Origin of the sequence: Paraburkholderia bryophila (assembly GCF_003269035.1) — a bacterium.
Classification (GTDB): Bacteria; Pseudomonadota; Gammaproteobacteria; order Burkholderiales; family Burkholderiaceae; genus Paraburkholderia; species Paraburkholderia bryophila.
On sequence record NZ_QLTK01000028.1, the window covers coordinates 1 to 13,895 of the forward strand.

11 protein-coding genes are annotated in these 13,895 nt (G+C 63.6%); 4 read left to right on the forward strand and 7 right to left on the reverse strand.

Annotated features, from left to right (window positions below; all coding sequences use genetic code 11):
• Positions 1–472: 472 nt before the first annotated feature.
• Positions 473–1,393, reverse strand: coding sequence for a LysR family transcriptional regulator (locus BX591_RS28550; RefSeq protein ID WP_111934759.1), 921 nt, complete (start codon positions 1,391–1,393; stop codon positions 473–475).
• Positions 1,394–1,517: 124 nt separating this feature from the next.
• On the opposite strand from BX591_RS28550, the gene BX591_RS28555 reads away from it, so the two are divergent.
• On the forward strand, positions 1,518–2,465 hold the full coding sequence (locus tag BX591_RS28555; protein WP_111934676.1) for a DMT family transporter: 948 nt from the start codon (positions 1,518–1,520) through the stop codon (positions 2,463–2,465).
• A 53-nt stretch (positions 2,466–2,518) separates the two neighbouring features.
• Here the strand turns inward: BX591_RS28555 and BX591_RS28560 are convergent, their stop codons facing one another.
• The 6 genes from BX591_RS28560 to BX591_RS28585 form a co-directional block, all read right to left on the reverse strand.
• Entirely contained in the window at positions 2,519–3,766 is a 1,248-nt protein-coding gene (locus BX591_RS28560; RefSeq protein ID WP_111934677.1) for a metal-dependent hydrolase family protein, read from the reverse strand.
• 81 nt (positions 3,767–3,847) lie between these two features.
• Positions 3,848–5,155: an MFS transporter gene (locus BX591_RS28565; protein WP_111934678.1), complete on the reverse strand. Its 1,308-nt coding sequence runs from the start codon at positions 5,153–5,155 to the stop codon at positions 3,848–3,850.
• A gap of 203 nt (positions 5,156–5,358) precedes the next feature.
• Positions 5,359–6,276, reverse strand: a complete 918-nt coding sequence (locus BX591_RS28570; RefSeq protein WP_111934679.1) for a LysR substrate-binding domain-containing protein — start codon at positions 6,274–6,276, stop codon at positions 5,359–5,361.
• Between the two features lie 57 nt (positions 6,277–6,333).
• Positions 6,334–7,587: an MFS transporter gene (locus tag BX591_RS28575; protein ID WP_111934680.1), complete on the reverse strand. Its 1,254-nt coding sequence runs from the start codon at positions 7,585–7,587 to the stop codon at positions 6,334–6,336.
• A 184-nt stretch (positions 7,588–7,771) separates the two neighbouring features.
• Positions 7,772–8,896, reverse strand: coding sequence for a DmpA family aminopeptidase (locus BX591_RS28580; protein WP_111934681.1), 1,125 nt, complete (start codon positions 8,894–8,896; stop codon positions 7,772–7,774).
• An 18-nt stretch (positions 8,897–8,914) separates the two neighbouring features.
• Complete coding sequence (locus tag BX591_RS28585) at positions 8,915–10,318, reverse strand: APC family permease (RefSeq protein ID WP_111934682.1); 1,404 nt, start codon at positions 10,316–10,318, stop codon at positions 8,915–8,917.
• A 123-nt stretch (positions 10,319–10,441) separates the two neighbouring features.
• Between BX591_RS28585 and BX591_RS28590 the strand changes: the two genes are divergently transcribed.
• From BX591_RS28590 to BX591_RS28600, 3 genes are all read left to right on the forward strand, one after another.
• Positions 10,442–11,245 carry a helix-turn-helix transcriptional regulator gene (locus BX591_RS28590; protein WP_111934683.1) on the forward strand — a complete coding sequence of 268 codons (804 nt, stop codon included), beginning with the start codon at positions 10,442–10,444 and terminating at the stop codon, positions 11,243–11,245.
• Between the two features lie 273 nt (positions 11,246–11,518).
• Positions 11,519–12,868 carry a sensor histidine kinase gene (locus BX591_RS28595; protein WP_244147146.1) on the forward strand — a complete coding sequence of 450 codons (1,350 nt, stop codon included), beginning with the start codon at positions 11,519–11,521 and terminating at the stop codon, positions 12,866–12,868.
• Positions 12,865–13,890 (forward strand): response regulator, encoded by a 1,026-nt coding sequence (locus tag BX591_RS28600; RefSeq protein ID WP_111934685.1) that lies wholly within the window; start codon positions 12,865–12,867, stop codon positions 13,888–13,890. The genes BX591_RS28595 and BX591_RS28600 overlap by 4 nt, the downstream gene beginning before the upstream one ends.
• Positions 13,891–13,895 lie beyond the last annotated feature (5 nt).

Here is a 13,895-nt window from a genome sequence, read left to right on the forward strand (position 1 = left end):
TGAGAGGCCACAGTACGTTTCTTTTTCATGATCGGCATATCCATGATATTCATCCTTCATGATATGCCTCGCCCACAAAATCACGGATAGGTCCCGAGAGGCGGGATGAATGACGCCCTTGTCACGAACGCGGAGTGTGCGAGAGCACGGATTCCAGATGAGCCACTACCGCGTCGACACGAGGAACCCACTTAGCAGGGGCCGTGCTTGAACAACCGCCGCGGCGCGCGCAGCGCCGCTGGAAGAATGACTGCTGTGTCACGAACGCGGAGTGTGCGAGAGCACGGATTCCAGATGCACCACTACCCACACTGTGCGAGGGCCCCACTTAAGAATTAGCGGTGTGAGCCGCTTTCTTTTGCCTACTTTTCTTTGCGGCAGGCAAAGAAAAGTAGGTGCCCCCCGCACAGGGGGAACGCTAATAGACCACCACGACATGACATCAAGAAAACGCCACCACAAAAAAAGAGCCCTAACCCTCACCCCGAATATGCTCGACCAGGTAATCGATCAACACCCTCACCTTAGGCGGCAAAAACCGATTCGGCGGATACAACAACCAAACCTCCCCCACATAAGCCCGAGCCTCAAGCCGCCAATCCGGCAGAACCTGCACCAGCGCGCCGCTTATCAGCGCATCCGCAGCAGCAAACTCCGGCACGCTAGCCACCCCAAACCCTTGCTGCGCCGCTTCGATCCGCGCACCCGCATGATTAGCAACATAGCGCCCTTTGACGTCAACGCTCTGCGTCTCAGCCCCACGCCGAAAGCGCCACCGATTATCGTCAGCGGTTTCGCCAAGATGGATGCAGGCATGCTCGAGCAGATCACGCGGCATCACCGGCGTCCCGCGCTCCAGCAAATACCCAGGCGACGCCACCAGCAACCACCGCACCGTCCCCAACCGACGTCCCGCGAGACTCTCCGGCGGATGCTCGGTCAAACGGATCACCAGATCGACATCCTCCGCGAGCGGATCCACGTCGTGATCGGTGAACAGCAGTTGCAGATCCACCTCGGCATACGCCCGTAAAAACCCCGCCATCAGCGGATGAATCACGCTCCTCGCAAACTGCGTCGGCGCGCTCAGACTCACCTTCCCCTGCGGTCGGCCGGCCAGTTGCCCGGCCGCATCGACCGCGCCCGAGGCGGCGCTCAGCATGTCGCGGCAATAACGCGCCACCTGGGCGCCCGATTCCGTAACCCGCACGGTACGCGTCGAGCGTTCGAGCAAGCGCGTGGCGAGCGCATCTTCGAGCCGCTTGATCTGCCGGCTAACCGTCGACGGCGTGCTCCCCAACTGCCGCGCCGCCACCGAAAAATTGCCCGCGTCGACAACCCGGGCGAACACCGCCATATCCGGCAGCAAGGCGAAAAGTTCGGTAGGCGTCATGGCGGCGGACGGGTCGGTGAACAATCTATTAATGCATTTGCAACATAAACGCTGTGCACGGCACCCCGATTATCACCGCATACGCAAAACCGGACAATACGCACTTATCCGCCGGAGGTCCGTCATGTCGCAACACGCCCAACCAGTCCAACACGCCCAGCACAAGAACCAGCAACGCCTGCTCCTGATCTCCGATCTCATGCTGCTCGCAGTCGCGGTCGTATGGGGCACCAGCTACGGCGTGGTCAAAAGCGCGCTGGTGTTCTATCCCGTGCTGGGTCTACTCGCATTGCGCTTCGGCATCACCTTCGTGATCCTCTCACCGTCGTTGCGCCATCTGCGCGCAGCCGACGCCCGCGCACTGCGCGGCGTATCGATCGCGGGCCTGCTGCTGCTCGGCATCTTTCTCTGCGAGACGTTCGGCATTCTGCTGACGCGCGCCGCCAACGCCGCGTTTCTGATCAGCCTGTGCGTGGTGCTGACGCCGCTCGTCGAATGGATGATGCTCAAGCGTCGGCCAAGCCGTGTCGAGTGGATGGCGGTGGCGATGTCGCTGCTGGGCGCATGGCTGCTGGCCGGCGACGGCGCGCTCAGCCTCAATCCCGGCGACGCGCTGATTCTGCTCGCCGCCCTGCTGCGTGCGTTGACGGTGTGCGTGACGAAACGGGTCATGCGCGATTCGGCGTTGCCGCCTTTGACGGTGACCGCCGTGCAGTCGGGCGTCGTGGCATTCGGCAGCGCGGCGGCAGCGTGGCTGTTCGCGCCGCAACAGTGGCAAGCGGTGCCGTCGCTGGCGGGGCATCCGGGGTTCTGGGGTTACATCGCCTATCTGGTGCTGGCCTGCACGCTGTTCGCCTTCTTCGCGCAGAACTTCGCGATCAAGCGTAGCAGTCCGACCCGTGTGTCGTTGCTGATGGGCAGCGAACCGGCCTTTGGCGCGCTGTTCGCCTGCCTGTGGCTGGGCGAACGGATCACGGCGACCGCGTGGGTCGGCGGTGCGCTGATCGTCGCGGCATCCGTCCTCGCGACGGTGCGCTGGAGCGCATGGCGGGTGCGTACCGCGAGCGCCTGAAGCGGCGCCCGCGCGCGTCGTCCGTCACCACCGTGGGCCATCCGCCTCACGGCTTAACGCGACGTAACCGCGCCCCGTTCGCTGACCACCTCGCCACGCTGCAGCACGAACGCGATCCGCTCGCCCTGCCCGGTCAGCAGGCCGATATCCTTGAGCGGATCGCCGTCCACCACCAGCAGATCGGCAATCGCGCCAACCTTCACCGCGCCCAGCTTGCCGCTCGGATCCACGATCTCCGCCGCGATCGTGGTCGCCGAACGCAACGCTTCAAGATTGCCGAGCACGTCGGCGCGAATCCGCAACTCGTCGCTCTGGAACGTGTGCATTTCGCCCAGCAGATCCGAGCCGAACCCCATCGGCACACCCGCCTTCGCGTAGATCTGCAACGAGTCGCGGCCCGCTTGCCGCACGGTTTCGACTTTCGCGATCGAATCGGCCGGCAAGCCGTAATCCGCACCGTGTTTGGCGAGCGCGTCGTAAGTCACCAGCGTCGGCACGACGAACGCGCCATGCTCGCGCATCAGGTTCGCGGCCGCTTCGTCGACGAGATTGCCGTGCTCGATCGTGCGAACGCCGCAGCGAATCGCACGCGAAATCGCGCGGCCGGTGTAAGCGTGTGCCATCACGTAGGTGTTGGCTGCTTGCGCCTCGGCGACGATCGCGCGGATCTCGTCCTCGGAATACTGTGTGTTGCCGATCGGATCGGTCGGCGACGCGACACCGCCGGACGCCATGATCTTGATTTGCGTCGCGCCCTTCTGGATCTCTTCGCGCACGGCGAGCCGCACGGCATCCACACCGTCGACCACGCGCGCGATCGCGCCCGCGCGAAACGCGCACGAACACGGTTCCAGCGTATCGCCACGCGGCCGGAAATCGCCGTGGCCGCCGGTTTGCGACAACGCCTTGCCCGACGGGAAAATGCGCGGGCCCGGAATCAGGCCGCTTTCGAGAGCTTGCGTCAAACCCCAATCCGCGCCGCCCGCATCGCGCACGCTAGTGAAGCCGCGGCCAAGCATCGCCTTCAGAATCGGCAACGCGCGAATCGCGGTGAGAATATTCGGCTGCGCGGCGTTCACGCCGAGGTTCGCCCGCGAAGCGAGCACATGCACGTGGCAATCGATCAACCCGGGCATCACCGTCTTGCCGCGCGCATCGATCACCCGCGCGTTGGGCAGGTCCACGGGACGATCGGTGACTTCGACGATCTGGCCGTTTTCGATCACGACATGATGATGCTCGAGCCACGCGCCCTGCGTCAGATCGAGTACGTTGCCGCCGCTGATTACCGTAATGCTCATTGCTGTCTTCCCTGACTGACTTGACCGACTTGACTGGATGAAGGAATTCGCGCGGCACGCAGGGGCCGCGCGCCGACTGCTTCAGGCGCCGCGAAGACGCGGCTCGCGCACGAACAACGTGCCGGTGAGGCTGATGGCCGCGGCGATCATCACGTAGATCGCGGGCGCCATATTGCTGCCGGTCGACGCGATCAGCCACGTAATGAAGAACGGCGCGAAGCCGCCGAAAATCGTCACCGCGAAGTTATAGGCAACGGAGAGTCCGGTGGACAGCACCTTGGTCGGAAACAGCTCGGAGAACGCGGCGAGAATCGGCCCGGTGTACATCGCGATCAGCAGGCCGAACACGCCCTGAAACACCATCAGCGAAGCGAGTCCCGGCGCGCGGTTGATATAGGCGAACATCGGCCATGCCAGCAGCAGGATCGCGGCGGCAGCGCCGGACAGGAAGCGGCGGCGGCCGAAGCGGTCCGCCAGTTTGCCGACCACCGGCGCGAAACACATGATCATGAAGCCGCCGAACATGCCCGCCGAGAACCCGGTGGATTGCGGCAGGTGCAAGGTGCGCACCGAATACGTCGGCATATAGAACAGCAGCACATAGGTGCAAACGGTCCACAGAATCACCATCGAAAAACTCGCGAAAGTTTCGCGTGGAAAACGTTGCAACACTTCGGCGAGCGGCGAATCGTTTCTGGCTTCGTCGGCGACCGCACTGAAGGCGGGCGTTTCATCCATGCGGCTGCGAATGAAATAACCGACCGGTCCGATCAGAATGCCGATCAGGAACGGCATTCTCCAACCCCACGAATGCAGCGCGTCGGCGCTCAGACTCGCGGTGACGAACGTGCCGACCGCCGCGCCCAGCAACACCGCGAAGCCGATACTCGATTGAATCCAGCTCGAATAGAACGCGCGCTTTTCGACGGGCGCGTATTCGGTGAGAAACGCGGTGGCGCTGCCCATCTCGCCACCCGCTGAAAAGCCCTGCAACAAACGCGCGACCACGATCAGCACCGGCGCCCACAAACCGATCTGGTCGTAAGTCGGCGCAAGGCCGATCAGCGCGGTGCCGAGCGCCATTAGCAGAATGGTCAGCGACAGCGCCGCCTTTCGTCCGACTTTATCGGCGTAGACACCCAACACGATCCCGCCCACCGGCCGCATGAAAAATCCCACGCCGAAGGTGGCCACGGCAAGCAGCAGCGAACTCAGCTCGTTACCGGTCGGAAAGAACAGCTTGGCGATGATGACCGCGAAGAAACTGTAGACGGTGAAGTCGAACCATTCGAGCCCGTTGCCGAGCACGGTGGCGACAATGGCGCGGCGGCGTTGCCGCGCTAGCGAATCGACGGACATCGTGGCGCTGGATACAAGCGTTCCTTGCATGGTCTCTTTCCTCATCGGGCCGCGTGTCACGCGGGAGGCAGGCGGAAGTATCGGCAACTCGCCGCGCCGTGCTCGAACCTCGAACCTCGAACGGCGCCTTCGCATGCATAACGCCGATCCTAGTGAGACCAGAATTGTTTTCGAAACGATAGATTCGCATGCATGCATGCGTACAGCGCATGCGAAACCGTTTTTACAGCGCTTCAGGCCGGCACGCCGCCGCGCTGTTCTTCGGCCTGCTCGAACAGCCAGCGTGTGAACGTGCGGGCGGCCTGGTTCTGCGAGCGGTCGTTCGGCGACACCACATAGTAGCCGCCGCCGTGACTCGCCGAAGCCTGCGTGGCGCGCACCAGCAGGCCTTCGTTCAGACACGCATCGATCATATTGCGCCAGCCGAGCACCACGCCCTGACCGAGAATCGCCATCTGCACGAGCTGCGGATAATGATTGACGACGACCGAACGCGGCACGGCCGGCAACTGCACGCCGTTCATGCCGAACCATTCGGACCACGACATCCATTGCCGCTGACCGTCTTCCTGCACCAGCAGGGTTTCGTGCGCGAGTGCCGCCGGGTCCAGCACACGGCCCGCGAGATAGCCGGGCGAACACACCGGGTAGACCTCTTCGTCGAACAGTCGACGCGCGGTGAAATGCGGTTCGGCGCGCTGGCGAATGTAGTACAGCCCCACGTCGAATTCCGCGGGCGACAGCGACGCGAGTCCGTCGCGCACGATCATTCTGATCTTGACGTTCGGATGCGCGGCACGAAACGCGCCGAGCCGCGGCGTGAGCCACAACACCGCGACGCCGGATGAACACGCAATCGTCAGTTCCTGATCGCCGTAATGCTTCATCACGTCGAGGGTCGCTTCGGAGCAACTGGCGAGCAGCCACTGCACCTGCTTGGCGTAACCTTCACCGGCGATCGTCAGACGTAACGCGCGGTGCTCCCGCACGAACAGCGAGCGGCCGAGAAATTCTTCCAGTTGAGCAATCTGCCGGCTGATCGCGCTCTGCGTCAAATGCAGTTCGGCGGCGGCCTTGGTGAAGCTGGCGTGCCGCACGGCCGATTCGAACGCGACGAGACACTGCAGCGGAGGCAAAGGAGCGATGCGCATGATGACGAAAACCAGGTGACGATGACGCCATCATAGCGGCCGCGCAGGCCGCTTCGATCAACGGCTCGGCGCGAGCCCGTCTTCCGGTTCCAGTGTGCGGGTCCGCTTGAGTTCCGGGAAGAAGCGCATCCACAGCAGCGCGACCGCGATCGTCGCGATGCCGCCCACCAGCACGGCGGGTTGCGCGCCCCACCATCCGGCCGTCACCCCGGACTCGAATTCACCGAGCTGATTCGACGTGCCGATAAAGAGCGAGTTGACCGCGCTGACGCGTCCCAGCATCTCCTCCGGCGTGCGCAATTGCACGAGCGACAGACGCACCACCACGCTGATCGTGTCGGACGCGCCCAGCACCATCAATGCGAACAGCGACACGAAAAAGTCGTGCGACAGCCCGAACACCACGGTGGCCGCGCCGAACGCGATCACGCCGCCGAACATGGCCGCGCCGGGCCGTTTGCGCAGCGGAAAATGCGCGAGCCACACAGTGCCCGCGAGCGCGCCGATCGCGGTGCCGGAGCGCAACAGGCCGAGACCGAGTGGCCCCGTATGCAGGATGTCGCGCGCGAACACCGGCAGCAATGCGGTCGCGCCGCCGAACAGCACCGCGAACAGATCGAGCGACAGCGCGCCGAGAATCACCGGCTGCTTGCGAATGAAGGCGATACCCGAGAACACCGATTCGAGTGTGACCGGTGCGCGATTGGCGGGCCGCGCCTGGAGCGGAATGCCCCACACGGCGGTGGCCGCCGCGGCGAACGACAGCATGCACGCAAGATAGGCCGCGCCGGGACCGATGCCGTACAGCAAGCCGCCCAACGCCGGACCGGCGATCTGCGCGGTCTGATTCGCGGAGGTGGCCCATGCCGTGGCTTTCGGCAACTGGCCGCGCGGTACGACGGCTGGCAACAGCGACGCGACCGCGGGCGATTCGAACGCGCGCGCCGCGCCGACGCAGGCCGCCAGCACATAGATGACCGGCGCGCTGATCCAGCCGCCGAAAGTGCCGCAAGCGAACAGCAACGCCGCAACGCCTTCGAGCCCTTGGCAAATCGCGGCGATGCGGCGGCGGTCGTAACGGTCGGCGACCTGGCCGACCACGAGCGTCAGCACGAACATGGGCAGAAACTGCGCGAGGCCGACGAGGCCGAGTGCGAACGCGCTATGGGTGAGCGCGTAGATATGCCAGCCCATTGCCACGGCGAGCATCTGGAACGACAGCGAGGAAAGGATGCGGGTACACCAGAAACGCTGGAACGCGGGGTGTTTCGGCAAACTGACGGGTGAGGGGTCGGCGGGCGCAGGAGGCATCGAGGTCTTGTTCTTGACTAGGCTGGCTGGGGCGGCAGCTAGTTTAGAGCAAGATCGGCGGTCGTGTGATTTCGTGCCGCGTGGCCCCTGCGCGGACCGTCGTGCGACTCATCGCGCGGCGCGTTTCGCTAATACGTGGCGAGCCCCTGAAACATCCCACATAGCGAGCGCGCCGCGCGGCGGATCATGATCGGCGGCTTTCGTTGTCGGGCCGCCAACCGACTTCGCGAAGCGCGGCGAGCAAGCGCTCCGCACCGATCGCTTCCGCACGGGCGCCGCGTGCGTTCAAGTCTCCGGCGGCCAGCAGCGCGTTGACGATCGCCTCCTCGACGGCCTCAGCCGCGGCCGAGAAAAGCGCCGACATGTGATCGTTATTGACCATCTCGACGGTGCTGGTCGGCGCGCCGACGCGCCCATAGTTGGCGACCGGCAGCCCCGTGTTGCCCACCGAAAACGCGAGGAAGATATCGCCGCTCGGGTCTTCCGTGCCGCCGCCCATGCGCGCGATACCGACACTGCCGCGCTGCGCGAGCCGCGTGCATTGATGCGGCAACAGCGGCGCATCCGTGGCGATGGTCACGACGATCGAGCCCATGCCCGCTTCGCCGGTGCGGCCGTCGGCGGTCTCGCGAAACGGCGAATGCACCTGCCCCAGCACTTCGCCCACCGGATAACCGGCCACACGCAACGCGTCGCGCCGCCCGTAGTTCGCCTGCACGAGGGCACCGACCGTCCAGCCGCCCTCGCCCGCTTTCAGAACCCGCGACGCCGTGCCGATCCCGCCTTTGAATTCATGACAGATCATCCCCGTGCCGCCGCCGACGTTGCCCTCCCTGACGTCGCCGGAACGCGCCTCGGCGCGCGCCCGCTGCACGTGGTCGGCGGTGACGTGCTGCCCCCAGATGTCGTTGAGCAACCCGTCGAAAGTTTCGAGCACGACCGGCATGCACCAGTAGACGTCGTTCGCCACGGCGTCGCGCTCGGCGGCGATCAGCGCGTCGCGTACCACGCCCACGCTGTGCGTGTTGGTGTACGCGATCGGCGTGGTCAGCAACCCGGCTTCGCGGATCCATTCGAGGCCGGTCGCGTCGCCATTGCCGTTCAGCACGTGACAGCCCGCGAAGCACGGTTGCAAACGCGCGCTGCCCGCGCGTGGTTCGATGATCGTCACGCCGGTATGCACCGACGCATCCCCCGCTTCGACATTCAGCGTGTGATGCCCGACCCGAACGCCGGCGACGTCGGTAATCGCATTGAAACGCCCGGGTGTGCCGCGCCCGATACGGATGCCAAGTTCTCTGCTACGCATTGCCTGTCTTCCTTCGACTCAAAGTTCGCGAAACGTCGCGCTATGACGTGCCCACGCCGCGTACATCGCGAGCGCCAACACCAGCAATCCACCGATGATGTACAGATCCGTCGGCTTGGCCGCGCTCTGCATCGTGGTGTACAACACGTAGCCCGCGCCGACGAGCGCCACCAGCGGCGGCAGCGGCCACAACGGCATGCGGTAATGATGCTCGACGTCGCGCCGCACGATGCGGCTCGCGAGCGCGGCCAGCGCGATCACCATGTAGATCACCAGCAGCAGATCCACCGTGAATGCCGTGAGGTCGTCGAGGCTGGAGACGAACAGCAGCAGCGTGGACGGAATCGCGAGCGTCAGCGTGGCGAGCCACGGCGAGTCGAAGCGCGGATGAATCTGCGTGAACGCGCGATTGCAGCTGCGCACCCACAACGCGTGCCGTCCGCTGCTGTAGAGCAGACGTCCCACCTGAATCACGATCGCGATGATCGCGTTGAACACCGACAGGAAAATCCCCGCGCTCACCACCCGCATCGTTGTCGGGTTGCTCAGTTCGCGCACCACGTAGCCGATCGGATCGGCGCTCTTCGACATCTCGACCAGCGACGGCGCGCCGAGCACGATCGCCGTCAACGGCACAAGCTCGACGAGCAGGATCACCAGCAACGAAAAGATCACCGCCTTCGCCACGTTGCGATTGCCGCCTTCGAGATCTTCCGCGAGAAACACCGCGGCGCCGAAGCCGTTGTAACAGAAGATCGCCGTGCCCACGGCCGGAATGATCGCCGCGGCGGTCGCCGAAATCAGCGTGCCCTGGCTCCCCACTTGCGGATGAACCAACGCGCCGAACGCACGATGCGGCTCGGAGAAACCGAGGTAGGCAATCAGCAATAACACCAGCACTTCGACCGTCAGAAACGCGCCGGTAATCCACGCGTTGGTCTTGATGTTCAGAATGCCGAGCACGTAGCTGAGCACCACGATCGCGAGCGCCACCGACTGGTTACTGAAACTCGTGCCGAGCGCGTTGTTCAGATACGGCGCCGCGCCGCTGGCCAGCACCGCGGGAATGAACACGCTGACCGCCAGCACCGCGACAAAGGTCAGATAGCCCGGCAATGCGCCGAACACCCGCTTGGCCATCACGTACTCGCCGCCCGCGCTGCGGTGCGCCGCGCTCAATTCCGCGTAGCACAGCGCGAAGGCGAGCGCGAGCACGCCGCCCAGCACGAACGACAGAACCGCACCGCTGCCGGCCTGCTGGATCGCGAACGGCGCGATCACGAAGATCGAACTGGCGGGGGTCACGCCCGATACGGTAATCATCACCACGTCGCGCACGCTGAGCGACTGCTTCAGCACGCGCGGCGTGTCCAACCCGACGGAGACGGCTTGCGCCGCGCCCGATGTTTCGGTGATCGCCATCGTCCTCTCTCCTTTGCAATGATTTTGTCAGCGCCCATACTTGAGCACTGTTGGGCGGAGTGTAGGAAGCCAATTTACGCGCCGCTATTACCGCTTGGGGTTACGCCAATTAGGTGGAGACGCATGGATCGACTGTTCACGGAAGTAGCGACGCATCAGGCGCTGGCGCGCGTGATCGATCATCTGGGCGGCCCGAGGTTCTGGCGCAATCTGATTCTTCTGCTCAACGAAGTGATACCGTTCGACAACGCGTTGGCGTTACTGATCGGACCCGACGGCGTGCCGCGTGTGCTCGACGAGTTCGATACCGGCGGCACCGATGCACCCTCCCCGGTGCCGCTTTATCTGAACGGGCTGTACCTGCTCGATCCGTTTTTGCAGGCCGTGCACGACGGTCTCGCCGACGGCCTCTACCGGCTCGAAGAGGTCGCGCCCGATCTGTTCCGGCAGAGCGAATACTTCCTGAGTTATTTCCGCGACGCGGTCGGCGAAGACGAATTGCAACTGATCGTCAAGCTCGCCCCGACGCACGACGTGGTGTCGTTGTCGCTCGGTGCGAAAGCGCGTTTCGACGTCGAGGCGCTCGGACGTCTCGCGGTCTGCGCGCCCTGGCTGATCGCGACGATCCGGCAGCACCAGGCGCGTCTCGCCACCGACCCGGCGAGGCGCGCCGACAGCGGCGATCTGTCGGGCCGGGTCGAGCGGGCGCTCGCGGGGTTCGGCGCGGAGTTGCTGTCCGAACGGGAAATGTCGATCGCGCGGCTCGTGCTGCGCGGCAATTCGTCCAAAGCGATTGCCGAGCGGCTCGCGATCTCCCCGGAGACGGTGAAGGTGCATCGGCGCAATCTTTACAACAAGCTCGGCATCTCGACGCAGCCGGAGCTGTTTTCGTTGTTCATTCAGGCGCTGGGGCACGAGGAACAGTAAGCGCTTCCACCTCGCTTGACAGATACATCACCGCCACTTCATCGCCACTTCGCGGCGGACTCAATGCATCCCGCATAAAGGGCTCCTAGCTGAGCCTGCACGTCGTCAATCCAAGCAATTCGCGTTCAAATGTTGGCGATAAATATGATGTAATGGCCAGATCGGACGCAACAACCGGACGCCCTGCTATTCAGCACCAGGCGGGCGTAGGGAAAGCAACTTTAAGACTGGGCGTCGCTCCGGACATTCCTGGCAGACTCTTATTCCATACAGATGAGTACAACCCGTGTATCGCCGTGGGGAATCCGCAAACTCACGTCACTGCGCCCGTTTCTCGCGCAGGCTTTCGTCCCCGCCAGGCGCAATCTGCAATACATGCACCGCAGAATGCGGCCGTTCGCGATCGTGGCGATCGTCGGCTTTCCGCTTTACTTTTACATCTGGCACGACCTGTTTCCGCAGGTCTACGAAAACCTGCCGCTGCGGCTGGTCGGCTCCGCGCTGTTTATCCCGATGCTGTTTGCCGAGCACTGGCCGGCGCCGCTCAAGAAGTTCATGCCGTACTACTGGTACGCCACGGTCTTCTATTCGTTGCCATTTTTCTTCACGTTCATGCTGTTGAAAAACAACGGCTCCAACGTGTGGATCGAAAGTGCGCTGATCGCGGCCTTCGTGATGGTGCTGCTGCTCGACTGGCTGATGCTGATGCTCAACTTCGTGATCGGCATCGGTGCGGCGTGTCTCGTCTATTTACTGACTACCGACCCCGTCAATTTCAACTCGACCTACCCCGCGCACCTCGCGATTTTCTCGTTCGCGGTCGCGATCGGTGTCGTCGCCAACTACGACATGGACCGCATCCGGATCGAACAGGAGCGCGCCATGCTCGCCACCGCCGGCAGCATCGCGCATGAATTGCGTACACCGTTGCTGGCGATTCGCGCCGGTGCTTCGGGTCTTGCCCGTTATCTGCCGTCACTGCTCGAAACCTATTCCATCGCCACCCAGGGCGAACTGCCGGTGCCGAAAATCCGCCGGGTTCATCTTCAGTCGATGGACGGAGTGATCTCCCGCATCGAACAGGAGGCGCTGCATTCCAATGCGATCATCGACATGCTGCTCGCGAACGCGCGCTTTACCGGAGGTTTTTCGCACGGCGAAGATGCCTGCTCGATCGGCGAGTCCGTCAGAAGCGCGCTCGACCGTTATCCGTTTCGCGACGGCGAACGGGGCCGGGTGCTCACCGATCTCGCGACCGACTTCACGTTCCACGGTTCGGACATGCTGATGACGCACGTGCTGTTCAACCTGCTGAAAAACGCGCTGCGCGGCATGGCGCCCGTGGAGAGCGCGTTGATCTCGATCCGCCTCGTCACCGGGCCGCGTTCGAATCAGTTGCTGTTTCGCGATACCGGCGTGGGCATTGCGCAAGACGTCGTACCGCACATCTTCACCCGCTTCTACACGTCGCCGGCGGGTATCGACGACGCTTCGATCGGCACCGGCATCGGCCTGGCATTCTGCCGCGACGTGATGCGTGCAATGGGCGGCGCTATTGACTGTCAATCGGTCGAGGGCATGTTTACCGAGTTCACCTTGACCTTCCCCCGAGCAGGAACATGAGCACGATCAAGCCATTCTATTTTCCGACGACCGTCACGTTCATCGACGACAGTCCCACCTTTCTGTCGAACCTATGTCTGCAACTCGACCCGCAGCTGGCGTTTCAACTGTTCAGCTCGCCGGTGGAAGCGTTGCGATCCGTGAACGACAGCCCCCGGCCAAGTTCGCCGAGCGAGCCCATCTTCGCGCCGTTTCGCGATCGCACCGACGAAGACGTCGCGCAACAGGTCATCTCGCTCAGCGTCAACACGGTGCGCAACCAGGTGTACAACGCGCAGCGCTTTCGCGCGACCTCGGTGGTGGTGGTCGATTACGACATGCCCGGCATGAACGGGCTCGAATTCTGTCGCCGCATGACCGACCCCGCGGTGCGCAAGATCATGCTGACCGGCAAGGCCGACGAGCACATCGCGGTGCAGAGCTTCAACGAAGGGATCATTCATCGCTTCATCCGCAAGCAGGATGTGTCGGCGATCACGTCGCTGAATCGCGCCGTACGCGACATGCAGGGCGCCTACTTCGACAACGTTTGCCAATCGATCGTCGATACGCTGGCGCTGTCGGAATACGCTTTTCTGTGCGACGAGGTGCTGGCCGAGCGCGTGGCCGAACTGTCGAGTTCGCTGGGTATCGTCGAGCATTACATCTCGTACTGCCCCGGCGGCCTGCTGATGCTCGACAGCAAAGGCGCGGCCTATCTGCTGATCATTCACACGCCGGAGACGCTGCGCGGTGTACGCGAGATCGCCGTCGAGCAGGACGCGCCGGCCGCGTTTCTGGCCGCACTCGACAGCGGGAGCAGTCTGCCGTACTTCTGGCAAACCGAGGGGAATTTCCCCGCTCAGTGCCCTGCGTGGGAAGACTACATATATCCCGCAAAGTCATTGAGCGGCCGGCAGAATTACGTTTATGCGGTCATTCCGAATCCGCCGGGACTGCAACTGGAACGCGTACAGAGTTACGACAGCTACCTCGAAAAGCTCGACCGCGATCAGGAAACGGCAGGGAGCTCAAGAAGCTGAACGCC

What these genes read in the sequence shown, in the direction of transcription:
- BX591_RS28575 (WP_111934680.1), bottom strand. Translation starts at nt 7,587, where the DNA reads ATGCCTCCTGCGCCCGCCGACCCCTCACCCGTCAGTTTGCCGAAACAC.
- BX591_RS28560 (WP_111934677.1), bottom strand. Translation starts at nt 3,766, where the DNA reads ATGAGCATTACGGTAATCAGCGGCGGCAACGTACTCGATCTGACGCAG.
- BX591_RS28580 (WP_111934681.1), bottom strand. Translation starts at nt 8,896, where the DNA reads ATGCGTAGCAGAGAACTTGGCATCCGTATCGGGCGCGGCACACCCGGG.
- BX591_RS28595 (WP_244147146.1), top strand. Translation starts at nt 11,519, where the DNA reads ATGAGTACAACCCGTGTATCGCCGTGGGGAATCCGCAAACTCACGTCA.
- BX591_RS28555 (WP_111934676.1), top strand. Translation starts at nt 1,518, where the DNA reads ATGTCGCAACACGCCCAACCAGTCCAACACGCCCAGCACAAGAACCAG.
- BX591_RS28600 (WP_111934685.1), top strand. Translation starts at nt 12,865, where the DNA reads ATGAGCACGATCAAGCCATTCTATTTTCCGACGACCGTCACGTTCATC.
- BX591_RS28570 (WP_111934679.1), bottom strand. Translation starts at nt 6,276, where the DNA reads ATGCGCATCGCTCCTTTGCCTCCGCTGCAGTGTCTCGTCGCGTTCGAA.
- BX591_RS28565 (WP_111934678.1), bottom strand. Translation starts at nt 5,155, where the DNA reads ATGCAAGGAACGCTTGTATCCAGCGCCACGATGTCCGTCGATTCGCTA.
- BX591_RS28585 (WP_111934682.1), bottom strand. Translation starts at nt 10,318, where the DNA reads ATGGCGATCACCGAAACATCGGGCGCGGCGCAAGCCGTCTCCGTCGGG.
- BX591_RS28550 (WP_111934759.1), bottom strand. Translation starts at nt 1,393, where the DNA reads ATGACGCCTACCGAACTTTTCGCCTTGCTGCCGGATATGGCGGTGTTC.
- BX591_RS28590 (WP_111934683.1), top strand. Translation starts at nt 10,442, where the DNA reads ATGGATCGACTGTTCACGGAAGTAGCGACGCATCAGGCGCTGGCGCGC.